Below are 23,395 nucleotides of genomic sequence, written 5' to 3'. Positions count from 1 at the left end.
ACTGCTGCTCCTTTATTCGATTATTTCGTCAGGACCGTTTCCTTCACATGCGGAAGAACCGTATCTTCATAAATTTCAGTCGGGTATTTCCCAGTAAAGCATGCTAAACACTGACCGCGCTGCGGATCATCATACTTCCTGCCAATCCCGTCCATTAAACCGTCTACAGATAAAAATGCAATGGAGTCTGCACCGATTTCCTGTCTAATCTCTTCCACTGAATGAGAAGAAGCAATCAGCTCTTCGTGTGTGGATGTATCAATTCCATAAAAACATGGGTGTGCAATTGGCGGTGAACTAATGCGTACATGGACTTCCGTCGCACCCGCTTCTCTTAGCATCGTGACAATTCTGCGGCTCGTTGTACCGCGTACGATGGAATCATCCACCATCACGACACGTTTTCCTTCGACAACCCCGCGCACAGCAGACAGCTTCATCCGTACGCCCTGCTCACGCAATGCTTGAGACGGCTGGATAAACGTCCGGCCAACATAACGGTTTTTAATCAAACCGAGCTCATACGGAATACCTGTTGCTTCGGCATATCCAATCGCTGCAGAAATACTGGAATCTGGTACACCTGTCACAACATCTGCTTCGACATGCGCTTCTTCGGCAAGCTTTTTGCCAAGATTCTTTCTCGCACTATGCACATTGATGCCGTTGATATTGCTGTCAGGTCTTGAGAAATAAATGTATTCCATGCTGCACATGCTGCGGTTTATGTTCATCGAGAAGCGCTCAGATTTCAAGCCTTCATCATTAATGATCAGCATTTCGCCAGGCTCCACATCACGTAAATACGTAGCGCCAACGACATCAAATGCACATGTTTCAGAAGCGACAACATAAGCATCTCCAAGCATACCAAGTGAAAGCGGGCGTAAGCCGTTCGGATCAAGCGCCACGATCATTTCTGTTTCCGTCATGATTAAGAAAGCATATGCTCCTTTCAGCATGGACAGCGCATTTTTGATCTGCTCTTTTAATTCAATATGCCCGCTGCGCTTAATTAAATGAGCCAGCACTTCGGTATCAGAAGAGGTCTGGAAAATGCTCCCTTGGTTCTCTAGCTGCTGCTTTAACTGCGTTGCATTCACTAAGTTTCCATTATGAGCAAGGGCAAGACTGCCGTTGTTTTGCGAGCGGAAGAAGAGGGGCTGCACATTTTCAAAGCCGCCTCCGCCTGCTGTCGCATACCGAACGTGTCCGATCGCCCCTTTTCCTTTCAAATCCTTTAGCTCACCGTTTTGAAAGACTTCCGTAATCAGTCCAAGGCCTTTGTGTGATGTCAGGTTCTCACCATCTGTTGCAATGATTCCCGCACCTTCTTGTCCTCGGTGCTGAAGGCTATGCAATCCGTAATATGTGATTTGCGGGGCTTCTTCGTGTCCCCAAACCCCAAAGACACCACACTCTTCATTTAAGCCTCTGATTTCAGCAAGCATGGGATCGCTCCTTTCCATGCACGTTCAAGCTCGTTGACCGCTGCATGAATCCATTGTTGTCCTTCTTGATTTTTGACAGTAAATATACCATCATTTGTAACCGTTCCGACTTCTTTCGCATCTTTGACAGCCGCAGCAAACGCTTCGCGGTGCTCTGGTCTCACTGTGACAACAAAACGTGACTGTGTTTCACTGAATAAGGAAGCTTCGCTGTTTAAATCGATTTGGATATCAGCGCCAAGACCGTCTGTTCCAAATGTACTTTCAGCAAGTGCTACACCTAGTCCGCCTTCAGATACATCGTGTGCTGATTGAACGAGACCGTTTTGAATCGCGGCTAGCAGAGCTTCTTGACGCGTCAGCTCTACATCCAAATCAATGTCTGGTGCTTTTCCGTAAATACGGCCTTCTGTCATCTTTTGAAGCTCACTGCCTGCGAATTCTTCCTTCGTCTCACCAATGACGAAAATCACATCGCCAGCCTGCTGGAACGATTGAGTCGTAATATGAGCAGTATCTTCAACCAATCCAACCATTCCAATAACTGGAGTTGGGTAAATCGCTGTTCCATTTGATTCGTTATATAAAGAGACGTTCCCACCGATAACTGGTGTGCTTAGCGTGCGGCATGCTTCGCTAATACCGTCAGCTGACTTTTCTATTTGCCAGAAAATTTCTGGTTTCTCCGGGTTACCGAAGTTCAGGTTATCTGTCACTGCTAGCGGACGCGCGCCTGAGCAGACAATGTTACGTGCTGCTTCAGCGACGGCGATTTTCCCGCCAACCTCTGGATCAAGGTAGAGATAACGTGCGTTACAATCTGTTGTCATTGCTAGGGCTTTTTTCGTTCCGCGGATTCTTAGTACGCCCGCATCAGAGCCTGGTGCAACAACCGTATTTGTCCGAACCATGTAGTCGTATTGATCATAAACCCATTCTTTACTTGCAATTGTTGGCTGCTGAAGGAGCTGCTTTAACGTTTCGGCTGCATCTGTGATGGCTGGAGCTTCAACTTTTGTTTCTAAAAACTCACGATAGTATGCAGGCTCACTTGATGGCTTGTGATAAACCGGAGCTTCTTCTGCAAGAGCGTCAACAGGAAGCTCACATACGACTTCACCTTGATGGAGTAAACGAAGCATTTTATCGTCTGTCACATGACCGACTGATACCGCTTCAAGATCGTATTTTTCGAAAATATCAATGATTTCTTGTTCGCGGCCTTTTTCAATGACCAGCAGCATTCTTTCCTGCGATTCAGACAGCATCATTTCGTATGCCGACATACCTGTTTCACGCTGCGGAATGAGATCTAGATTCATCTCGATTCCAGAACCTGCTTTACTTGCCATTTCCGCGCTTGAGCTTGTTAAGCCAGCCGCTCCCATATCTTGAATCCCAACGAGCGCATCGTTTTTGATGACTTCAAGGCACGCTTCAAGCAGCAGCTTTTCCATGAACGGATCGCCGACTTGAACCGCTGAACGTTTTTCTTCTGATTCATCAGAAAATTCTTCAGACGCAAATGTTGCACCGTGAATACCGTCACGTCCCGTTTTAGCACCAACGTACATCACCGTGTTGCCGACACCTTTGGCCTGCCCTTTTTTGATGTCCTCATGGTTGATTAATCCAACACACATCGCATTCACAAGCGGATTGCCTTCATAGCTTTGATCAAAATGAACTTCTCCGCCGACTGTAGGAATTCCGATACAGTTTCCATAGCCTGCGATCCCTGCCACTACTTCTTCAAACAAGTACTTCACGCGCGGTGAAGTCAATTCACCAAAACGAAGAGAGTTTAGTACAGCAATTGGACGCGCACCCATGGAGAATACATCACGGATAATTCCGCCGACACCTGTTGCCGCTCCTTGATACGGTTCAATCGCAGATGGATGGTTATGTGATTCGATTTTAAATACAACCGCTTGGTTGTCTCCAATATCAACGATTCCAGCGCCTTCCCCAGGACCTTGAAGAACATGCTCTCCTTTTGTCGGGAATTTGCTTAAAACAGGCTTTGAGTTTTTATAACTGCAATGCTCTGACCACATGACAGAAAAAATACCCGTTTCTGTGTAGTTTGGCAGCCTGCCAATAATGGATTCGATTAAAGCGAATTCTTCATCACTCAATCCCATTTGCTGATACAATTTCTCTTCTTTAATTTGCTTGTGACTTGGTTCAAGCAGTAGTGACATGAGTGTCCCTCCAATTTTTCACGATAGATTGAAACAATTTAAGTCCGTCTGCGCTGCCTAGTAATGTATCCACCGCGCGCTCAGGGTGCGGCATCATGCCGAGTACATTGCCCTCTTCATTCGTAATACCTGCAATTCGATTGACACTGCCGTTAATATCGTCTCCGTAAGTGAAAGCGATTTGGTTATTTTCAATAAGCTTTGCTAAAGTGTCTTCATCACAGTAGAAGTTGCCTTCACCGTGCGCTACAGGAACCGAAATGGATTCGCCTTTTTGATAGCCGCTTGTAAATTGCGTTTCGTTGTTCTCTACAATGAGTTCAACTGGACGACAGATAAATTTCAAGTCTTTATTTCGTCTCATCGCACCCGGAAGAATGCCAAGCTCCTGAAGAATTTGGAACCCGTTACAAACACCAAGAACAGGCTTTCCTTCCGCAGCTGCTTTTTTCACCGCCGGCATGATGTTTGAAAAGCGAGCAATCGCACCACATCTTAAGTAATCCCCATAAGAGAAACCGCCTGGTACGAGTACACCGTCAAATCCGTCTAGACTCGTTTCGTCGTGCCATACATATTCAACTTGTTCACCTAACTCATCTTGAATCGCATGGTACATATCGATATCACAGTTAGAGCCAGGCAAGACGATCACTGCAAACTTCACTGTGCGACAACCTCCTCCACCTCATAGCGGTAATCTTCAATCACCGTGTTGGCCAGTAATTTTTCACACATTTCTTTGACGACTGTGTCTAAATCACGATCTGATTTTTCAATGACAAGCTCCATGTATTTTCCGATACGGACATCCTTTACTTCCTGATAAGACATGCTGTGCAAGGCGTGCTGCACGGCACTTCCTTGTGGATCAAGAACGCTCTCTTTTAAGCTGACAAAAATTTTCACTTTATACATGTTTATGGCCTCCAAGTCTTTTGAAAATTTCTTCGTATGCATTCGTTAAGCCGCCCAGGTTTCGTCTGAACACGTCTTTATCAAGCTTTTCGTTTGTATCTTTGTCCCAAAGCCTGCACGTATCAGGTGAAATCTCATCAGCTAGCAAAATACGATTCTCGTGATCTATTCCGAATTCAAGCTTGAAATCAATTAAATTTACATGGCAGTCTGAGAAGATTTGCTTTAACTCTTCATTCACTTGTCTTGTGATCTGTTTCATTTCCTCGACCTGTTCTGGTGTCGCTGCATGTAAAATGCGAATATGATCTTCTGTAATGAGCGGATCGCCGAGTGCATCATCTTTGTAGTAAAACTCGATTAATGGTGTATCCAGTTTTGTTCCCTCTGGAATGCCAAGGCGCTTTGACATACTGCCTGCCACTACATTTCGTACAACCACTTCAAGCGGAACAATCTGCACCTTTTGAATGAGCTGTTCTGTTTCAGAGATTCGTTTCACAAAGTGATTGTTGATCCCTTTCTCATGCAGCATTTGAAAGATTAAGCTCGAAATTTCGTTATTCAGTCTGCCTTTGCCTTCGATTTCAGCTTTCTTTTCGCCGTTAAATGCTGTCGCTGAGTCTTTATATTCGACATATAAAATATGCTCGTCATCGGTCTGATAGATTTTTTTCGCTTTGCCTTCGTAGAGAAGTTCTTGTTTCACAGTCATTCAGGTTGGCCTCCTAATTTGAATGTTGGCAATTTTCAGGATTGGGCACCTGACAAGCAGGCGGCCCTTTTCTTACGCAAGACCTAGACGTTCGAAAATCATATCGACATTTTTCAAATGATAGTTGTAATCGAAGCAGTCAGCGATTTGTTCAGGTGTTAAGCGTGATGTGATTTTCTCTTCCGCTTCTACTAATGAACGGAATGGTACTTGCTTCTCCCACGCTTCCATTGCCTTTGGCTGAACCGTATCATATGCCTCTTCACGTGCCATGCCTGTATCGATTAATGCAAGAAGAACGCGCTGTGAATAAATCAAGCCAAGTGTGCGGTCCATGTTGCGTTTCATGTTCTCAGGGAAGACCGTCAAGTTCTTCACGATGTTTGAGAAACGGTTCAGCATATAGTTCAGTGCAATCGTTGCATCTGGTAAAATGATGCGCTCAGCAGAGGAATGAGAAATATCACGCTCATGCCAAAGCGGTACATTTTCATAAGCTGTCAGCATATATCCACGGATGACGCGGGCAATTCCCGTCATATTTTCAGAGCCGATTGGGTTGCGTTTATGCGGCATCGCTGATGATCCTTTTTGTCCTTTTGCGAAGAACTCTTCTACTTCACGTGTTTCACTCTTTTGAAGTCCACGAATTTCAACAGCAAATTTCTCAATGCTTGTTGCGACGAGCGCAAGAGTAGCCATGTAATCTGCATGGCGATCACGCTGCAAGGTTTGGGTGGAAATTGGTGCAGCTTTGATGCCAAGTTTCTCACATACATATTGCTCAACAAACGGGTCGATGTTCGCATATGTGCCAACAGCTCCAGAAATTTTGCCGTATTCGATGCCAGCTTTTGCTTGTTTAAAACGTTCTAGGTTACGCTTCATTTCTTCGTACCAAAGACCAAGCTTCAGGCCAAATGTTGTCGGTTCAGCGTGTACACCATGTGTACGGCCCATCATGACGGTATATTTGTGCTCTTTTGCTTTTTCTTTTAGGATGTCAACAAATCTCTCAATGTCCTTGAGCAAGATATCGTTCGCCTGTTTTAATAGATATGAAAGCGCCGTATCCACTACGTCTGTAGATGTTAACCCGTAATGAACCCACTTTCTTTCTTCTCCTAGAGATTCAGATACAGCACGCGTAAAGGCAACCACGTCATGGCGCGTGTCTTGTTCAATCTCTAGAATACGATCAATATCAAAGCTTGCATTCTTACGCATAGTCACAACGTCTTCTTTCGGAATGACACCAAGCTCTGCCCAAGCTTCACAAGCGAGAATTTCTACTTCAAGCCATGCATTAAATTTGTTTTCCTCTGTCCAGATTGCTGACATTTCTGGTCGTGCGTAACGTTCGATCATTTCCCGTTTCCTCCATCTCTTTCAGTCCATATCTTTGTCATGTTTGTCATCCATTCATCATCAAGCTGTTTCATAAATGTCATGTGACCCATTTTGCGGCCGGCTTTTACTTCATGCTTTCCATATAGATAAAGTTTCGCTTCTTTGAGAAGCTCAGGATGCTCTTTTGGAATGTCTACTTCATCGCCTAATAAGTTCACCATCATGCCCTCTGATAAAAGGGCTGTACCGCCAAGCGGCAAACCACATATCGCGCGAACGTGCTGTTCAAACTGACTCGTCTCACATAAATCGAGCGTATAATGACCAGAATTATGCGGGCGAGGCGCCAGTTCATTGACGAGCAGCTCTCCCTCGTTTGTCAGGAACAGTTCTACAGCAAGTGTACCGACTAGCCCCAGCTTTTCAGCCAGTGTCGTTGCCAGCTCTTTTGCCTTCTCCTGAATACGTTCCTCTACCCTTGCAGGCACAATGCTTTGGAACAAAATGTTATGCTTATGAATGTTCTCAGCGACTGGGAATACCGCAATCTCCCCATGAATAGAACGAGTGACGATCACCGAGAGCTCCATTTGAAATGGGACCCAGCTTTCTAAAATACAAGTTCCATGTGTGAGCAATGCTGCTGCTTCATGAAGCTGTCCTTTTTCCTTGATCACATACTGCCCTTTTCCGTCGTAGCCGCCTCTGCACGTTTTCAGAACGGCTGGCAAACCAAGCACGGCCACTGCGTCTTCCAGCTCTTTTTCATCATGAATGATGCGATAAGGCGCGACTTCACAGCCTGCGTCTACAATCCCTTTTTTCTCCGTTTCACGATTTTGAGTTAAAAGAAGAAGTTCACTTCCTTGCGGTAAATTGGCTTCTTCCTTCAATTGATTAAGTGCATCATAATCAATATTTTCAAATTCATATGTCACGACATCGCTGATTTCTGCCAGCTGTCGAATCGCTTCGAGGTCACTATATGCAGCTGTGATTTCTGTATCAGCAACCTGTCCACAAGGAGATTGTGCGACTGGATCTAACACAGCTGCCCGGTATCCCATTTGTTTTGCGCTGACGGCCATATATCTGCCAAGCTGTCCTCCGCCGATAATACCGATGGTTGCGTTTGGAAAAATGGTCTGCTTAGCCAAGCTGATCACTGCTTTCTAGTACAGTCTGTTTTGTTTGCTCTCTTCTTTCTTCAAGGCGAGCAGCGATTGTTTCATCAAATGCTGAAATCATTTGCGCGGCAAGAAGCCCTGCATTTGTTGCACCGGCTTTGCCAATCGCCACTGTAGCAACCGGTACACCGCCTGGCATTTGAACGATGGATAATAAGGAATCCAGCCCATTTAGTGCTTTTGATTGTACGGGCACACCAATGACCGGCAGTGTCGTTTTTGCTGCGACCATCCCCGGTAAATGTGCTGCGCCTCCAGCACCGGCAATGATGACTTTTAGTCCTTTACCTCTTGCTTCTGCCGCATATTCAAACATCAAGTCAGGTGTCCGATGTGCGGATACCACCTGTTTTTCATACGGAATGTCTAATTCCTCTAAGATATCGCACGCATTTTTCATTGTTTCCCAATCAGATGTACTTCCCATGATGACACCTACAAGCGGCTTCATTTTGTCCCCACCTTTAAGCTGATATTCGATTTTGTATCGTTTGACACGCTTCCCAAACCTAAGCAGCTTGCCAAACGCCGAACAAAAAGGCCCGATTTGCATTGCATTGTTAGGAAGCAACACAAACCGGGCCATGGTAAGCGCTGTTCGCTTTTGAAACGCCATGTCAGTTTTGTTCACTATCCTGCATAGTCCAGTCATTTACGGTAACTGGGTAGAAACTTATGGGCCATATTCCCAAGATTATATGAGGTTCGTGTTTTGAATTCATGTTTATCTTAACAACGGATGTTCATGATGTCAACGGATTTATCGAACAATCTACGAAGTCGTCGTTTTAATGTTCGGATTTAGACTATTTTTCCTTCAAATACGATTTTTTTCCCAATCGGAATGATCTGAATCGACCCATTTTCCTTCTTTTCTTGAAAAATCGGCTCCTCCATTCGTCGGACAGGCGAGTAGCCTTCCGCTGCCATCTGGGACAACACTTGATCGATCGACATGTTGTCTTCCACATAGAATTTCTTCTTCTTTGGTTTTGCGGTCATTCTTTAATTCTCCTTTTCTTCACAGCCTTCACCCAGAAGCCGCCGTGAATCGATTTGGGCTCATACGAAATGATAAACGCCTTTGAATCCAGCGTTTTAATCGTTTCATATAATTGCAGTTCATATTTTCTCGGTGTTAAAATTTGCAATGCTGTCCGGTCTCCTTCAAGACCGCCTGCTACCCAGCTGGTGACACCATATCCTTTTTCTCTCAATTGTCTTGGGAGATCGACATCCAATTCTTTTGTGATCACGTTAACAGTTGTGTAGCCAAGTGCCAGCTTCTCTTCAATTTTCATCCCGACAATGATTCCCATCCCATAACCTAGCGCATACGCAATGACATTTTGTATTTGATCTAAGTTATCAAGTACGATACTTAACCCAATGACATAAATAAGCATTTCAATCGTACCAGCAAAAGCAGCTGCGTACCGTCTGCCTTTCATTGTTAAAATCAAACGCATAGTGGAAAAAGAAACATAGACAATATTAATCACTAAAATGATCAAAACCATGGTGAACGCATTGGATAAAAGTTGTTGAAGCACGATTCGAACCCCCTGCACTAAAAATCAAATAAAGCACCCCATATTCTACTAGAGAACATACCTTGATACAATCAAATTTGCGCGAGAAAAACACATATATCTTTCGACAACAAAGGTGGTCTTTGTTACCAAGAGTTTACCCGTTTTTTCCTCTTCTCAACATGAAAACCTCCTTTTTCAAAAAAGGAGGCTTTCAGTGTGTTTATCCAAATCGAACAGGAACAAGTGATGGAATCAAATACTCTCCGACAATGCTCCAGAGTAGTGCAATGATGACAAGCTCCACCAATAAAAAGATCCAGCCCGCATACATCAAATCACCGCGCACCGCTTCATGCTCTGATTGAATCGAGCGAAAGAGTACGACCGCAATCAGCTGGAGACCAAAAAACATCATCACAGATAAAATGACCGTCACATATGGAATATTCATCATGGCAAATACAAGCCAAAGGATGGATAAAACCAAAACCGGCACAAGGGCGGCACCAAACTTCATGATCACTTCTTTCAGTGATATGTTTCCTTTTAGCATGTACTTTCCGAGTAACCAGACGGTAAGCATCATCAATGTCAACAGGATGAGTGTAAAGACCGCTACCCTCAAAAAGGCGTCACCAAAAGAGTAATGAATGCCAAAGCCTAATAAACGGGTCTTTGACGCCTTTAATTGAACATAGTTGCCTAAAGCAAAAAACACGCTGAATAACACAATCGAGATCCAGGCGTACTTCATCCGTAATGTTTCCGCTTGATTGATGGCCCGGCTCGGTGATTTTAACATCGCAAGTCCATATGAGCCATAGCGCTTAAACGCGCCTCCTACACCTTGCAGCATACGCTGAATGGCAGAACGCTCATCAGCCGCTGCTGCTTTTGCTTTCGAGGTTCTTCCACGTTTTGCGGCACTTCTGCTGAGGCGGGATTGCCTCGTTTCTTGATCTATTGATGGCTCTTCATTTTTTAAGTCTGATGTACTTTGCTCTTGATCTTTTTCTAACATTCATATCAACTCCTATCCAGCACAATCCAAACAGGCTCATACGAATGTCCTGTTCGGATGACTCCTCTTAAAGTAGCGGAGTCTCTCTGTTCAGTCAAGATTCCTTGACGTTCATACGAATAGACGGATAAAGGGCAGCAGAGGTTTTAAAATGGTAAGAAAATTAGACAAAACAAAAAAACAGCAGCTTCCATGAGCTACTGCTTCAGCGTGTAGACAAACCCTCGCATTCTTTGTCAGTCCTGCGCGCTGATGCTCACGAATGTCAAATTCGCTCCGCGTCAGTGCTCGTCCTTTCTAGACTGCAAAGGTTTTCTATCACACTGAAAAAAGAAGACAAAGGGTTAAAATAAAGATCATTTTAACCCTTTGTCAACAATTAATGATTTAAGAAAGCAAAGTAGAGAATAAAGATCACAAACAATCCGTACATAATCGGATGTACTTCTTTGGCTTTCCCTTTAAAGATCATCGTAATCGGGTAGAAAATAAAGCCAACCGCAATCCCTGTTGCAATACTGTATGTGAGTGGCATCATAATCATCGTTAAGAAGGCTGGTACTGCAATTTCAAAACGATCCCAGGCAATCTTCGCAAGCGGAGCCACCATCAGTGCACCGACAATGATTAAAGCAGGTGCTGTCACATTCGATGTAACGATGGATAATAGCGGCGAGAAGAACATCGCAAGCAAGAAGAAAATACCCGTTACGACAGCTGCAAATCCAGATCGCGCACCAGCAGCTACACCAGAGCTGGATTCAACATAAGACGTTGTCGTCGATGTTCCAAGGACAGAACCTACAACGATTGAAGATGAATCCGCCAGAAGTGCTCTTCCTGCACGCGGCAGCTCATTATTTTTCATTAAACCAGCTTGGGTTGCAACAGCCACAAGCGTTCCTGCTGTATCAAAGAACCCAACGAATAAGAACGTTAAAATCACGACAAGCATTTGAATCGAGAAGATTTCTGGCAAATGAATCAAGGCTTGTCCAAAGGTTGGAGATAAGCTTGGAATACTTCCCACAATTTGCGTCGGTACTGGGACAAGACCAACAATCATTCCTGCAATAGCTGTCACAAGCATCCCGATGAAGACACCTGCATTCACTCGAAGAACCATTAAAATGACGGTCACAACGATACCAAACACCGTTAATAAGACAGGACCACTGTGAATGTTTCCAATCGAAACGAGCGTATTATCATTATTGGCGATAATGCCAGAGCCTTGCAGACCGACAAACGTAATGAACAAGCCAATACCCGCACCAACCGCCAGCTTCAGCTCAGCCGGAATGGCATTGATGATTTTTTCACGGAAACCTGTTAAAGAAAGGGCAACAAAGATCAATCCTGAAACAAACACACCAGAAAGTGCTGCTTCCCATGTGATGCCCATGCCAAGAACAACCGAGAAGGCGAAGAAGGCATTCAAACCCATACCTGGTGCAATTGCAATCGGATACCTGGCAATCAACCCCATCAGAATACACCCTGCGGCAGAGGCTAACGCCGTCGCTGTAAAGACAGCGCCCTGATCAATTCGTAATTTATCTGGAAAATCCGGTACAGACACTAAAGCAAGTGTGATCGGATTGACAAACAAAATGTAAGCCATCGACAAAAATGTGGTTAAACCACCGATGATTTCTCTGCGGTAATTCGTTCCTAACTCATCAAACTGAAAAAACTGTTTCAAAGCCAACTGACTCCCTTCATGTCCTTTTGCTTTAGTCTGTCCCATTCACAAGTCAAATAAAAAACGCCCCAACAGTTTTGGGACGCTTGACTACAAGTGTGAATTCAGACCGTGACATAAAACAAGAACAATGCATGATTTATATCAAACGAGTGTGAATTGACGTAGTCAAGCCATTTACGGTAGCTTGGTAGAAACTTGCGGGCCATATCCCCGCGATTATACGACTTCTATCTATTTGATTTCTGTGTCTATTGTACCAACTTCATTTTTAAAACACAATACGAAAAGCGAACAATTTTCAAAGAAATGTCCGCTTCATTCGTCTTATTACACGAATTTGGAAAATCACATCTAGTTCTTTATACACCCTTCTCTAAATCCTTCTCTTTTACAAAAACCGTTTCGGCCACATGGAAAAACTCTTTCACTGCCGGAGAAGCTTGGGAGAGAGAAGGACAGGCGAGCGAAACCTCGCGGTGATGAGAGACATTCAACTGTCGAATGTGCACAAGCTGCTGCGTTTTTAAAAACAGCTCAGGACCTATTGTGACACCAAGCCCTTCCCCAACCATACGAGCAATGGTCGTACAATCGTGTACTTCAAATAAAGTAGCTGGCTTCAATTGAGCCTCAGCAAAAATATCCTCTACATGTGATTGATACATGCCAGTCGGCATAATAAACGGTTCATCCGCCAAATCTGTGATATCTACAATGGACTGCCGGTGAAATCGATGATTTGGATGATAGGCGACCACCATCTCATCTTTGATCAGCGGCAGCAAGTCGAAGGCTTCATCTGCATGGCCTTTCACAACAAAACCAACATCAATGATGCCAGAGTCCAGCCACTCTAATATTTCTTCATACGTTCCCTCATAAAATTTAAATTCGATTTTCGGATGCTTTTTCTGATAGCTCACAAGCAGCTTAGGCAATAAACAAGCAGATGCACTGGCAAATGTTCCGATACGAATCAAGCCCGTTTCGATATTTTTCGTTAACGCAATTTCCTGCTGAATCTTCTCCACCCTATTTAACACTTCTCTAATATGCGGGAGAAGGGTTTGACCGATGTCTGTCAGCATAATGCCCTTTTTTCGGTCGCGAATGAATAAAGACACACCCCACTCCGTTTCTAAACTCGCCACTGCATGACTCACCGCGGACTGCGTCATATTTAATGCTTCAGCTGCTGCGGTAAAACTGCCAAGCTCGACCACTTTTGCAATAATATCAAAGCGAACAAAGCTCATGAGTATTCACTCATCTCCTTCATGAAAAACATCAATTTTACTTATGTTAGCACGGAATTTAAACTAAATACAACGTATCAAAATGAAGGAAGGGTTCAAAAACGTATCAAAATGAAGGAAGGGTTCAAAAATGAAAAACACATCTCATCAGCTATTGATTATTCTTTTAGCTGTCGGTTCATTTGTCACAGGCACTTCAGAATTCGTCGTGTCTGGCATTCTAGATATAATTGCAGTTGATTTACACATCTCCATTCCTGCTGCCGGGCAGCTTATCACCGTTTACTCTCTATTTTATGCAGTAGGCGCTCTCTTTTTAGTCATGGCAACATCGAAATTGAACCGAAAAAAGGTTTTGTTAGCGGCTATTTTTGTGTTTATTTTAGGCAATATGCTCGCCTTTTTCAGCCATCATTTTGTGCTGCTCCTGCTATCTCGTGTCATCATGGCCATGAGCGGCGGTTTATATATTGTCGTCGCCACGAATTATGCAGCGCAGATCGCCCCGCCAGAAAAAAAGGGAAGCGCAATGGCGACTGTCATCACTGGATTCACTGTTTCACTCGTACTTGGTGTGCCGATTGGAACATTTCTATCAGGTCACGTGGATTGGCACTATATTTTTCTCATCATTGCACTAGGTACTGCTTGTCTCTTCTTGCTTCTTTATCAATTGCTGCCACGCATAGAGGGACATTCACATCTGCCATTAAAGCAGCAATTACACATTCTTCAAGACCGCAGAGTGATCAGCGGCTTAGCAACGACCGTCTTTTGGATCTTAGGCTACACGATGGTCTTTGCTTATATCTCTCCTTTATTGCGACAGACCGCCGGCTTTTCACTTGAAATGACAAGCATGGCCTTGCTCGTCTTAGGCATTTCTGCTTTTATCGGCTCACGCTTTGGCGGCTTCGCCGTTGATCAATGGGGACCAAACCGAACCATCTCGATCAGCATCATGATCCAGATGTTCGCTCTCTTTGCCTTATTTTTTACGCAATTCTCTACAATTAGTGTCTTGATCACACTAGCCATATGGGGCATCGCTACATGGACGACAACTCCAGCGAAGCAGTTTTACCTCATCTCTCTAAAACCCCAAGCATCAGAAACCGTGCTGAGTTTTAATACAGCGATTATGAATATCGGCATGATGCTCGGATCGTCAATCGGCGGTGTGATTATACAATATACAAATGTCACGAACTTAAGCTGGATTGGCGGTTTAGCCAGTTTTGTTGCATTCATGTTGATTCGGTACTCGTTCAATCGTAATCGACTGGTGCATCAACAGACAAAAAGCGAACATGCATAACCATGTTCGCTCTCTTATTTATCGACTAGCTTTTGATGTTTCTTTTTTGACTGGAATGGTTACCTTTATCGCTTTCTGTGGCGCCAACATATTCAGTTCTGACAAATCAAGGTAAAGCCCATATTCTTTAAAAGAAAAATGGTTTAATGATAAAGTCTCTAGATTCTTATCATCAAATTCAAAGGTGGATTGCATGGAAGCTGTCTTTAAATTCGTCACCTTCGCATGGTTCCCCTTCAAGTAATATCCGCTTTCATAGTCTGCTTGTGGATCGGGCCATGATTTCATCTTTTCAACATCGCCTAATCCAATGAATTCACCTATATTCTCCATCAAATCCTGATCTAATTCTTTTTGATCTACTCCAGTAAATTGATAATCAACAATCACAGATCGGTCTTTTTGCTCTATCTTATTGATTTTGATTCCGATGCCATGGTGTTTTGTTTTGAACTGAACAGGCAGCTTTGTCTGAAGAGGAATAATGTGGCTGTATTCTCGTTCGTTTCTCACATCCGTGTAAAATGTCAATTCAGTCGCCTTTGGATTAATCGGTTGATTCAAAATCGTCAAATGATCTTTTCTAGTTTTGTCAGAAGTCAGTTGTTTTTTTCTTAAAACGGTTCCAATCTCAAGCTCATACTCATTCCCTAAATTATCCTTCATTCCATCTATACTGACTCTATCATCTTTGGCAAAACCATTATAATCAATGGCATATTGAATAGCAGAGCCTTTCACTCCATTTTCTACCTTTACATTCCTTATTTGATAACGCCCATCTAAAATAGACACGTCTTTTTGTCCCGATAATAAAGTGGTTTTTTGCTTTACCACAGGTAACTTGAAGCGCCAATTCCCTACAATATCCCCTATCTTCGAAATGACAAGTGGCACTTGCTGACCTTGTTTGATCGTTTGTCCATTTGTATAGACTTCCGTCTGTCCAACATAGCGGCCATCTTTTAATTTTTTCAATTCTGTTTTATCATAATTTAGTTGGAAGTTTCCATCGATTTTTTCTGCATTCACTCTGAACGATACAAATTCTTCTTTTGTATGGAAATTCTCCACCGTAAACGTATAAACAAGCCGCCCGGCATCATAGTATACACTGTTTACTTTCACAGTAACCCCTCTTGATTCAGCCCCCTCATTAACATGCTTCACCATATCACTCTGAAAAAGAGACATTCCTACTTTATCGTGAAACATCATATAAAACTGCCCAATAATCGGGACACGTGCCATCGCTGTATTAAGAGAAGGAAAAAGGAAGCCTGATGAAAAATAAAGGACGATAAGTACGATGACAGAGTAGATTGGCGTTCTCCAATTCCATGTGAACCAACGTCTTTTCTTTTCCGCTTTCACATCTCCAATGGCTTGACGAATCGCTGAGGTTACTTCAACCATTGGTACTTCAATCTCATCATAGAGCTTTTTCATTTTTTTTCGTTCCATCGACATTCTCCTCCTTTTCCAACGTTTGCTTTAATAACTTTCTTGCTCGATACAAATGAGTTTTGACCGTCCCTTCAGGCATACCCATCTGTTCAGAAATCATCGAAATCGAATAATCTTGAAAATAAAATAGCTGAATCACGAGTTGGTATTGCTCGTCTAACACATCAAGTGCATGTTTTAAATCAAGCTTGTCTTCCAAAAAATCATGACGCTCAACGTTTTCATGCTGCTGTTCAAACGGAACAACATCTTGCTGCTTTTTCTTCATCGCAAAAATCGTATGAATCAAAATCCGAGTCAGCCAGCTAGAAAAATAAGCTGGTTCTTTCAAGCCAGATAGATGCTTAAACGCTTTAAATACCGTCTCCTGAACAGCATCTAACGAATCCTCTTTATTTCTTGTGTAGAGAAAAGCCGTTTTATATAAACGCTCCTGATTCATCAGCATTAATTTCTCAAATGCCGGGACATTCCCTTTTTGTGCTTTTTTAATTAGACGCACTTGCTTCATCTCACTCACACCTCCTACACCTGTTAGAGCAAGCTTTCTCTCAAACGGTTTCAACAAATGGAAATTTCTTTTACTTAGCATATGTCGGACAAAAATAGAAAAAGTGAATAACGGGCCGCAAAGAACATTTGATATAATGGAAGAAATATGTACAAAAGGAGTAAGTCGATTGTTTCTATTTGAAGAACCCACGTGTGCTAGCTGTCAGAAAAAGATAGAAGGAAACGAAGAAGTGTACGTCAAACTGGTCTATCCAAAAAGAAAAGGAATGAAGGGGTTTTTTATTGTAAGGCATGTTATGGAAAAGCAACATAAAAACAAGCATTTCAATTGAAATGCTTGTTTTTACTTTCTACTTTTTTATTTCCGCTTACTACGAAGTTCAATGAGTGCTAGTGTATTGTCATTGAAAAAGAACTCCAGAATGAGACCATTTGATTGATCTTGATATTGTATACCTTTGCTATACCCTTCGACAAACCAGAGGTTCTTGAATTGATCTCCATATGTTTGTATCACAGATGAATAATCTTCTCCAATTTTAACTCCCTTAGATGTTTGAAGATTTTTTTGTTTTGACTGATTGTAAATAGATATAACTCGATGATGTTGATCAACTGATACTAAAAAATCTTGATTTTCTTTTTCCATATAGACCGTCTGTTTAGGATGAGAGAATTGAGAATTCTCCACAAAATGATGATCTCCCTTGAATGTTTGACCGATCTTAAAATGACCTATCGATTCATCTGTTAAAGTGATAGAGTGAAAATTAAAAAACATTGCTATCCAAACAACTAGTACGGTTCCTCCTAAAACAGAACCTACTATCACTAACACTTTAGAACGAATGATTCCATTTTTAAATAAATAAATCACTAAAGATACGGTGATCATCATGATACAAATCATGATCAAAAAAATGCCCATTCCTTCTTATCCTCTTTTTCTTTTGTATAATTCGAATGTAAATGATTCCCTCGATAATAAATTCATATTATATCAGAGCATTCCACAAATTGTACCAATACAGGTATAATTTAAATAAAATAAACAATAGGAGATACATATGACTAGACATAAGCTGATATTTCCACAATCATTTCCAACAATACATACCGAAAGATTGATCTTAAAAAAAGCAACGATCGCAGACGCTAAGGATATGCACATCTATTTATCCAATGAAACCGTGTGCCGCTACATGGGCATTGATGCACATGAAACCATCGAAGACACAAAAGGAGAAATCAAATGGTATGACAATATCTTCAAAGAACAAACAGGCATCCGGTGGGGCATTTCTTTAAAAGATGATCCTGCTATTATCGGCAGCTGTGGCTTTCTCAATCTAGAAAAACAGCACCGCCGTACGGAAATTGGCTATGAATTACACCACGATCATTGGAGAAATGGCATCATGAGCGAAGCGATTGCTGCGGTGTTGCGATATGGGTTTCAGGAGATGAACCTGAATCGAATAGAAGCCATCATTGATCCAGCAAATACGTCTTCTGTTCAATTATTGGAGAACTTTGATTTTGTACGAGAGGGTTTATTGAGAGAGTATGATCTTGGTCAGAATGGGTTTGATGATGTGTTTATGTATGCGATTTTGAAGAGGGATTACGAACAAAATAAATGAAAACAGATATTCATTTCATTCAAAAGCCGCAAGTAGAGTATGTTTCTTTTCACATTTATGAGCTCAATTCGACGATTGAAAAACTTATCCAGCAAGTGGAGCAATCAGTCCCCTTCTTCCTAGCGAAAGACCCTGAGAAAGAAAGCATGAAAAAGATCTATTATCACGACATCTTGTATATAGAAAGTGTTGATAAAAGATCGTTTTTATATACGACAGATGGGGTGTTTCTCATAAAAGAAAAGTTGTTTGAACTTGAAGAACGGCTTGAAGCATATGATTATGTCAGGATCTCGAAATCGATGATTCTGAATATTGATTCAATTGTCACCATTTCTCCTAAAACGAGTGGCCGTTTCGAGGCAATCCTTACAAATGAAGAAAAAGTAATGATTTCTCGTTTTTATATTAAAGCATTAAAAGAGAAGCTTGGATTACGGAGGAAGTGAATAGTATGGAACGTTACATCAGCAATCTTTTCATCACATTTTGTATCATCTTTACGGCGTTAGTGTTGATTTACTGTTTCACGTTTGGATCAATGCCGATTTACATTTTACAAGCGATCATTTTAAATTCCTTTTTTTCAAGCGCACTGACTTTCCTGCTATACCCAAAACAAACATATAGCCATCACCGGATTCTTTTTCAACAAATCCTGTATGTTGTCCTTGTGATGTGTATGATTATGACAACTATCATTATCGTCAGCGGGGAAATCAGTCTCCTTTCGTTCATCGTGAATTTCCTTGTGGTTATGGCATTATTCTTTTTGATCAAGTACCTCTTGTATAAAAAAGACAAAGCAACCGCTGCGGAAATCAATGAGCTTTTACAGCAGCGAAAAAAACGAACAACATCTTAATATGCATCTTAGGGCTAAAAATTGACATGTTAGGAACATTTGATTGAGGCTTCTGCTTGATTCCACTACTCTGAGATTAGAGGAGGAATCAAAACATGAAACCAATCACAATCATTCGAAAAGCTGTGCTTCTACTGCTGTTTTCTTTAATCATTCCAACAAGTGCAGGTGTTTATATATCCATCAAAGAAGTGACCGATCCAATGACCATCTATATCATCAATGGCAGTGCGATGCTGGCTGGGTGTCTTTTACTTCTATTCATTATTCAAAAAAGCCGTTTTCACTTGAAAGAAATAGGTTTTCGAAAAGGGTCTCTTGGTATGTGGGTCATTCCCATCCTTTTCATTGAGGCCATCCCGTTTATTGCTGGATTAAACACGGATTTATCCCTTTCTTCCTTTACGGCGCTTTGCTTCTTCATGGTGTGTGTCGGTATTTTTGAAGAAGGTATTTTTCGAGGCATCCTGTTCCAATATTTAAAACGAATCAATCTAAGCACTGCCATTTGGGGCTCCGCCATATTATTCGGCCTCGGTCATTCTGCTCATCTACTAAGCGGAAAAAGCCTCACCTTAACAGTGTCACAAATCCTATTCGCCTTTTTATTTGGTTTCGTTGCGGCTGAAATTGTGACGCTCACTCACAGCCTACAATGGGTCATCATATGGCACGCGGTGCATAATATTGTGGATCAAACCACAAATGGGCAAACGCCTATGGCAATGCAGATGCTTTTACTTTCGATTCAATGTGTCATTTTGCTGGTTCTTGCGCTGATGTTGTGGAGAAGAATTAAAAATCGAATGCTTCATACTGAAAAATGAGTAGAACAGGAGGAAAGATATGAAGGAGCACACTTGGATAACAGAATGGTTTCAAAAGTGCGAAGAACTTGAAATAAAGCCATGGGAATGGGATTTTAAACAAAGTTATATCAAAGAACCGATATCAAAAGATAAATCATCTATTGAGTTAATATTAGATTATAAAAGTCGTAAACTCAAAGAAATTGGAATCTGTAATGTCACCAAAAAAGCTGGTCGCAAAGCTGACTGTGATAAAGAACCTTCTTTTTATATTTATCAATTACTTTGGAGTACTGATTATGAACCAAAGCCAAAACACAGCTTTATTTAGATCGTTACAACTTGCTCCGTGGAGAAACAATGAATACGTTCATTACGACTTTCAATCATTCTAAAAAACTAACTTCTGATATTCATATCAACCATAAGTTTGAAAAATTCGCTACTGCCACCCACTGCATTGGGAATTTCACTGTATTATCACATTGGATGAATTCGGGCCGTTATTTATTTATGCATTCACTATTTGAACTCTTTCAACCATTAGGCTGTTGAAAAAAATTCGTCTAAATATATTACCTTCAACCTTATGTGAACAACGATGAAGAATAGACAGTGAATGAATTTTATAAAATTGAGGACTGTGAGTGGGATACGTATTTTGATGAAGAGTAGCTTGGCTGAATGATCGAGATATTTTTATTTAAAGTATCGGAAATTTAAAGAATGCTTGTGTGGATGAGCTTGGTTTCTGTATCTACCTACAAATTAACACGGAACTTCACAGTAGACTTCATAATATGCTCCAGATTCAATCCAAAACATAAGGGGTAAGAAACCTCCAATTTCTCTAACTTACTATTTCTCCGATAATTGACCTTGCACACCTACCTATGTATAAGACATAAGATACGTTGACAATTAAACAGAAGGAGGACAATCATGTATTCAAATCAAAATTTCAATCATTATGGTCTTTATGATAATAACTATAATCGTACAACAAATGACACTCAACTTGTAAATGATATTCAGAAAGCAATTAATGCAGAGTATAGTGCTGTTGCTTGTTATGAAAAGTTAGCCAAACAAGCACCTACACAGGATGAAAGAAACAAAATACTTGAGATACAAAAAGATGAAAGGCGTCATCTTGAAGAGTTCAGCAGAATTTATAGAAATCTAACAGGTAGGCAGCCAACTTTTAAAATCAGTGAGGAATGTCCAGATAAGTATAGAGTAGGAATCGAATTTGCCTTTAAAGATGAACAAGAAGCGGTTGATTTTTATTTAGATATAGCAGATAAGGCACAGGATGTTACTATTAAAGATAGATTTCGGCGTGCAGCAGCAGATGAACAAAATCACGCTGTATGGTTTTTGTTTTTTTTTCAACATTCAAAGGTAACACACACTAATCGGCAAGTTGAAAATTACGGTGCTAAAGGAGCGTTAAGTGCTCCCACATTGTCCGTCCCTCAAATGCTGACTTATGCCCTTCAAGACGAATACTTGGCACAAGCAAGATATGACAATATTCTAGGAAATTTTGGATATATTCGTACATTTGCACAAATAAAAGAAGCCGAAATGAGACATATAAATGCGTTGTTACCCCTATTTGAACGTTATCAAGTTCCTTTACCTCTAGATATATCACAATCATTCGTTTCGACTCCAGAAAACATTAAGGCAGCATATGCTGCTGGTGTTCAGGGGGAAATAGACAATATTTCTATGTATGAAAGATTTTTATCACTTGATATCCCTAACGATATGAGAACAGTTTTTTCACAACTTCGTAACGCCTCTTTGAATCATCTTGCAGCATTTGAAAGAGGTCTCGCAGGAGCCTTTTAGATGAAGGTGTAATGATGTCAATTTACATGAATCACTTTTCCAATATAATCCTTTTTTTCATTAGTTTTAAATACAGAAAAAGGAGTATGATTATTAATGAAATCATACTCCTTTTGTATTGTTAACTAGTGGAACCTAAAGGTTAAGTAAATCTTTTATCAAAAGGTTTTTTCTCCTCACTATATGCATTTACTCTAATTCTACATATTTTTACTTAGCTGAAGAAGTTTAGATTCTCCTGTCCGTTCCCATTCTTCTACTGTTTCATAAGCATTTTCGGGAGAATACCCTTTCCCTACAAGAACGCCCATTAGAATAAATTCTTGAAGAATGTGTGTAGCATTTATTCCTCTTTTAACATCCTCTAACCCTTCATTTACTAAAAATTCCGTGTGCTTTATCCATTCATCTGGAGTTCTGCCAAAAATAACTGTATTTTTGTTGCCGTGACCGTCACCTTCTTCCGCAGCCACTGCATCTGCCTTTGTTACATGAATAGTACCAAACGGGTGGTTAGGAGGAGCATATATTGAATAAAGTTTAAGCGGAATACTACCTGTATTGGTTACGTTGTGCCATGTTCCAGCAGGTATCAGTATTGCAGTATCATCATAGATATTTCTTCTAAAATTTAATTTATCTTTCTTTTTGCCCATTTGAACAATCCCCTGACCTTGTTCAACACGTAAGAATTGGTCAACGTTAGGGTGCATTTCCAAACCGATATCTTCGCCAGCATTGAGACTCATTAAGGTAACTTGCAAATGAGTTCCTGTCCATAAAGCGGTACGATACGTATTGTTTTTCTTTGTAGCCTCATTGATATTAACGGCAAACGGTTCTGCTCCATAATCTTTTGATAAAATGCTTGCAGCATCACTATTGGAAAAACGAAAAGAACTGTTTGCATGTCCCTCAACGGGCATATTCCAATAAACAGACTGTCTACCATAGTTATTCATTGGTACATTAACATAATAAGGATAATGATATGGATACATATTTGGATAGTAATACATTTTTCTCAATCCCTTCAGAGTTTATCAAATTATTCTATGCACTATGTTAGGTGAATGTACTTAAATGCACTGCACCTGCTCCGAACATGGGAAAACACAAAAAGGTAAGCCACGATCTTGACTCGCGGCTTATCCTAATGATGTTGATCTTTTTCATTTTAAAATCATCTAGTAAGTCTGTAATTTCAGTCATAAAAAAGACTCTCCTTTTTCACAAATAATGTGAATAAAAGAGAGTCTCATTTGCGGATGAATAGTACCCTATCCACACACAAACTGTTCAAATCTTTGATACGACGGCTTTCTCCTCACCTTTAATCATTCAATTCAAAGTGATGATTTCACGTTTTTATATTCAAGCATTAGGATCTATCCTTACCTTCCTTTACTGCACTTTGTTTCTTCATGGTGTTTGTAGGTATTTTTGAAGAAGGTATTTTTCGAGGCATCCTGTTTCCTTCAACCTGATGTGAATAATGATGAAGAATGGACAGTGAGTAAATTTTGGGAAGGACATTTTGATAGCATAGGAAATTACAATCAATTAAAACCT

The 23,395-nt window shown here is 41.2% G+C and carries 23 protein-coding genes, 1 pseudogene and 2 riboswitches; of the genes and pseudogenes, 7 read left to right on the top strand and 17 right to left on the bottom strand.

The window, feature by feature from the left end; genetic code table 11:
- Nucleotides 1-20: 20 nt before the first annotated feature.
- The 13 genes from purF to C6344_RS16705 form a co-directional block, all read right to left on the bottom strand.
- A complete protein-coding gene (purF, locus tag C6344_RS16770) occupies nt 21-1,451 on the bottom strand; it encodes an amidophosphoribosyltransferase (protein WP_034664775.1) in 1,431 nt (476 codons plus the stop codon).
- Nucleotides 1,427-3,658 carry a phosphoribosylformylglycinamidine synthase subunit PurL gene (purL, locus tag C6344_RS16765; RefSeq protein ID WP_060595682.1) on the bottom strand — a complete coding sequence of 744 codons (2,232 nt, stop codon included), beginning with the start codon at nt 3,656-3,658 and terminating at the stop codon, nt 1,427-1,429. The genes purF and purL overlap by 25 nt, the downstream gene beginning before the upstream one ends.
- The gene (gene purQ, locus C6344_RS16760; RefSeq protein ID WP_066031226.1) at nt 3,642-4,325 is read right to left on the bottom strand and encodes a phosphoribosylformylglycinamidine synthase subunit PurQ; all 684 of its coding nucleotides are present in this window, start codon (nt 4,323-4,325) and stop codon (nt 3,642-3,644) included. Before purQ ends, purL begins: the two co-directional genes overlap by 17 nt.
- Nucleotides 4,322-4,576 (bottom strand): phosphoribosylformylglycinamidine synthase subunit PurS, encoded by a 255-nt coding sequence (gene purS / locus C6344_RS16755; RefSeq protein WP_003214349.1) that lies wholly within the window; start codon nt 4,574-4,576, stop codon nt 4,322-4,324. The genes purQ and purS overlap by 4 nt, the downstream gene beginning before the upstream one ends.
- The gene (purC, locus tag C6344_RS16750; RefSeq protein WP_106073116.1) at nt 4,569-5,291 is read right to left on the bottom strand and encodes a phosphoribosylaminoimidazolesuccinocarboxamide synthase; all 723 of its coding nucleotides are present in this window, start codon (nt 5,289-5,291) and stop codon (nt 4,569-4,571) included. Before purC ends, purS begins: the two co-directional genes overlap by 8 nt.
- Before the next feature lie 72 nt (nt 5,292-5,363).
- On the bottom strand, nt 5,364-6,659 hold the full coding sequence (purB, locus tag C6344_RS16745; RefSeq protein ID WP_034664786.1) for an adenylosuccinate lyase: 1,296 nt from the start codon (nt 6,657-6,659) through the stop codon (nt 5,364-5,366).
- The gene (gene purK, locus C6344_RS16740) at nt 6,656-7,798 is read right to left on the bottom strand and encodes a 5-(carboxyamino)imidazole ribonucleotide synthase (protein ID WP_106073115.1); all 1,143 of its coding nucleotides are present in this window, start codon (nt 7,796-7,798) and stop codon (nt 6,656-6,658) included. Before purK ends, purB begins: the two co-directional genes overlap by 4 nt.
- Nucleotides 7,791-8,279, bottom strand: coding sequence for a 5-(carboxyamino)imidazole ribonucleotide mutase (gene purE / locus C6344_RS16735; RefSeq protein ID WP_058015578.1), 489 nt, complete (start codon nt 8,277-8,279; stop codon nt 7,791-7,793). The genes purK and purE overlap by 8 nt, the downstream gene beginning before the upstream one ends.
- 169 nt (nt 8,280-8,448) lie before the next feature.
- A riboswitch (purine riboswitch) is annotated at nt 8,449-8,550 on the bottom strand.
- A gap of 79 nt (nt 8,551-8,629) precedes the next feature.
- Entirely contained in the window at nt 8,630-8,830 is a 201-nt protein-coding gene (locus C6344_RS16730; protein ID WP_060595676.1) for an NETI motif-containing protein, read from the bottom strand.
- A complete protein-coding gene (locus C6344_RS16725) occupies nt 8,827-9,381 on the bottom strand; it encodes a DUF2179 domain-containing protein (RefSeq protein ID WP_024424505.1) in 555 nt (184 codons plus the stop codon). The genes C6344_RS16730 and C6344_RS16725 overlap by 4 nt, the downstream gene beginning before the upstream one ends.
- A gap of 202 nt (nt 9,382-9,583) precedes the next feature.
- Nucleotides 9,584-10,384, bottom strand: coding sequence for a hypothetical protein (locus tag C6344_RS16720; RefSeq protein ID WP_106073114.1), 801 nt, complete (start codon nt 10,382-10,384; stop codon nt 9,584-9,586).
- 379 nt (nt 10,385-10,763) lie between these two features.
- Nucleotides 10,764-12,089, bottom strand: a complete 1,326-nt coding sequence (locus C6344_RS16710) for an NCS2 family permease (RefSeq protein ID WP_034664933.1) — start codon at nt 12,087-12,089, stop codon at nt 10,764-10,766.
- 145 nt (nt 12,090-12,234) lie between these two features.
- A riboswitch (purine riboswitch) is annotated at nt 12,235-12,336 on the bottom strand.
- A 115-nt stretch (nt 12,337-12,451) separates the two neighbouring features.
- On the bottom strand, nt 12,452-13,348 hold the full coding sequence (locus tag C6344_RS16705) for a LysR family transcriptional regulator (RefSeq protein ID WP_106073113.1): 897 nt from the start codon (nt 13,346-13,348) through the stop codon (nt 12,452-12,454).
- A gap of 130 nt (nt 13,349-13,478) precedes the next feature.
- Between C6344_RS16705 and C6344_RS16700 the strand changes: the two genes are divergently transcribed.
- Nucleotides 13,479-14,666 carry an MFS transporter gene (locus tag C6344_RS16700; RefSeq protein WP_106073112.1) on the top strand — a complete coding sequence of 396 codons (1,188 nt, stop codon included), beginning with the start codon at nt 13,479-13,481 and terminating at the stop codon, nt 14,664-14,666.
- Between the two features lie 18 nt (nt 14,667-14,684).
- Here the strand turns inward: C6344_RS16700 and C6344_RS16695 are convergent, their stop codons facing one another.
- The 3 genes from C6344_RS16695 to C6344_RS16680 form a co-directional block, all read right to left on the bottom strand.
- Complete coding sequence (locus C6344_RS16695; RefSeq protein WP_106073111.1) at nt 14,685-16,130, bottom strand: DUF4179 domain-containing protein; 1,446 nt, start codon at nt 16,128-16,130, stop codon at nt 14,685-14,687.
- Entirely contained in the window at nt 16,099-16,644 is a 546-nt protein-coding gene (locus tag C6344_RS16690) for a sigma-70 family RNA polymerase sigma factor (RefSeq protein WP_106061974.1), read from the bottom strand. The genes C6344_RS16695 and C6344_RS16690 overlap by 32 nt, the downstream gene beginning before the upstream one ends.
- 360 nt (nt 16,645-17,004) lie before the next feature.
- Nucleotides 17,005-17,574, bottom strand: a complete 570-nt coding sequence (locus tag C6344_RS16680; protein ID WP_106073110.1) for a hypothetical protein — start codon at nt 17,572-17,574, stop codon at nt 17,005-17,007.
- A 139-nt stretch (nt 17,575-17,713) separates the two neighbouring features.
- Between C6344_RS16680 and C6344_RS16675 the strand changes: the two genes are divergently transcribed.
- The 6 genes from C6344_RS16675 (at nt 17,714) to C6344_RS16650 (ending at nt 21,823) form a co-directional block, all read left to right on the top strand.
- Nucleotides 17,714-18,289 carry a GNAT family N-acetyltransferase gene (locus tag C6344_RS16675; protein ID WP_106073109.1) on the top strand — a complete coding sequence of 192 codons (576 nt, stop codon included), beginning with the start codon at nt 17,714-17,716 and terminating at the stop codon, nt 18,287-18,289.
- On the top strand, nt 18,286-18,738 hold the full coding sequence (locus C6344_RS16670) for a LytTR family DNA-binding domain-containing protein (RefSeq protein ID WP_066031233.1): 453 nt from the start codon (nt 18,286-18,288) through the stop codon (nt 18,736-18,738). Before C6344_RS16675 ends, C6344_RS16670 begins: the two co-directional genes overlap by 4 nt.
- Before the next feature lie 5 nt (nt 18,739-18,743).
- Nucleotides 18,744-19,154, top strand: a complete 411-nt coding sequence (locus tag C6344_RS16665; protein WP_066031234.1) for a hypothetical protein — start codon at nt 18,744-18,746, stop codon at nt 19,152-19,154.
- 95 nt (nt 19,155-19,249) lie between these two features.
- Nucleotides 19,250-19,981 (top strand): CPBP family intramembrane glutamic endopeptidase, encoded by a 732-nt coding sequence (locus tag C6344_RS16660; RefSeq protein ID WP_066031235.1) that lies wholly within the window; start codon nt 19,250-19,252, stop codon nt 19,979-19,981.
- Nucleotides 19,982-20,000: 19 nt separating this feature from the next.
- Nucleotides 20,001-20,294 (top strand): hypothetical protein, encoded by a 294-nt coding sequence (locus C6344_RS18910; RefSeq protein WP_189313042.1) that lies wholly within the window; start codon nt 20,001-20,003, stop codon nt 20,292-20,294.
- A 611-nt stretch (nt 20,295-20,905) separates the two neighbouring features.
- The gene (locus C6344_RS16650; protein ID WP_106073108.1) at nt 20,906-21,823 is read left to right on the top strand and encodes a ferritin family protein; all 918 of its coding nucleotides are present in this window, start codon (nt 20,906-20,908) and stop codon (nt 21,821-21,823) included.
- A gap of 458 nt (nt 21,824-22,281) precedes the next feature.
- Here C6344_RS16650 and C6344_RS16645 read toward each other — a convergent pair.
- Nucleotides 22,282-22,842, bottom strand: a pseudogene (locus tag C6344_RS16645) (cupin domain-containing protein); the annotation flags it as partial.
- Nucleotides 22,843-23,395: the final 553 nt, after the last annotated feature.

The sequence above is a fragment of the Bacillus sp. GBSW19 genome (assembly GCF_002998655.1).
GTDB lineage: Bacteria > Bacillota > Bacilli > Bacillales > Bacillaceae > Bacillus.
Note: the sequence above shows the minus strand (reverse complement) of the source record. Positions and strands in the feature narration are given on the sequence as shown.

Bases quoted from the DNA above. Each gene is read 5' to 3' on its own strand.
- C6344_RS16670 (WP_066031233.1), top strand. From the start codon at position 18,286: ATGAAAACAGATATTCATTTCATTCAAAAGCCGCAAGTAGAGTATGTT.
- purB (WP_034664786.1), bottom strand. From the start codon at position 6,659: ATGATCGAACGTTACGCACGACCAGAAATGTCAGCAATCTGGACAGAG.
- C6344_RS16675 (WP_106073109.1), top strand. From the start codon at position 17,714: ATGACTAGACATAAGCTGATATTTCCACAATCATTTCCAACAATACAT.
- purL (WP_060595682.1), bottom strand. From the start codon at position 3,658: ATGTCACTACTGCTTGAACCAAGTCACAAGCAAATTAAAGAAGAGAAA.
- C6344_RS16690 (WP_106061974.1), bottom strand. From the start codon at position 16,644: ATGAAGCAAGTGCGTCTAATTAAAAAAGCACAAAAAGGGAATGTCCCG.
- C6344_RS16720 (WP_106073114.1), bottom strand. From the start codon at position 10,384: ATGTTAGAAAAAGATCAAGAGCAAAGTACATCAGACTTAAAAAATGAA.
- purF (WP_034664775.1), bottom strand. From the start codon at position 1,451: ATGCTTGCTGAAATCAGAGGCTTAAATGAAGAGTGTGGTGTCTTTGGG.
- C6344_RS16660 (WP_066031235.1), top strand. From the start codon at position 19,250: ATGAAACCAATCACAATCATTCGAAAAGCTGTGCTTCTACTGCTGTTT.
- C6344_RS16665 (WP_066031234.1), top strand. From the start codon at position 18,744: ATGGAACGTTACATCAGCAATCTTTTCATCACATTTTGTATCATCTTT.
- C6344_RS16730 (WP_060595676.1), bottom strand. From the start codon at position 8,830: ATGACCGCAAAACCAAAGAAGAAGAAATTCTATGTGGAAGACAACATG.
- C6344_RS16705 (WP_106073113.1), bottom strand. From the start codon at position 13,348: ATGAGCTTTGTTCGCTTTGATATTATTGCAAAAGTGGTCGAGCTTGGC.
- purC (WP_106073116.1), bottom strand. From the start codon at position 5,291: ATGACTGTGAAACAAGAACTTCTCTACGAAGGCAAAGCGAAAAAAATC.
- C6344_RS18910 (WP_189313042.1), top strand. From the start codon at position 20,001: ATGAAGGAGCACACTTGGATAACAGAATGGTTTCAAAAGTGCGAAGAA.
- C6344_RS16695 (WP_106073111.1), bottom strand. From the start codon at position 16,130: ATGGAACGAAAAAAAATGAAAAAGCTCTATGATGAGATTGAAGTACCA.
- C6344_RS16700 (WP_106073112.1), top strand. From the start codon at position 13,479: ATGAAAAACACATCTCATCAGCTATTGATTATTCTTTTAGCTGTCGGT.
- C6344_RS16680 (WP_106073110.1), bottom strand. From the start codon at position 17,574: ATGGGCATTTTTTTGATCATGATTTGTATCATGATGATCACCGTATCT.
- purS (WP_003214349.1), bottom strand. From the start codon at position 4,576: ATGTATAAAGTGAAAATTTTTGTCAGCTTAAAAGAGAGCGTTCTTGAT.
- purE (WP_058015578.1), bottom strand. From the start codon at position 8,279: ATGAAGCCGCTTGTAGGTGTCATCATGGGAAGTACATCTGATTGGGAA.
- C6344_RS16650 (WP_106073108.1), top strand. From the start codon at position 20,906: ATGTATTCAAATCAAAATTTCAATCATTATGGTCTTTATGATAATAAC.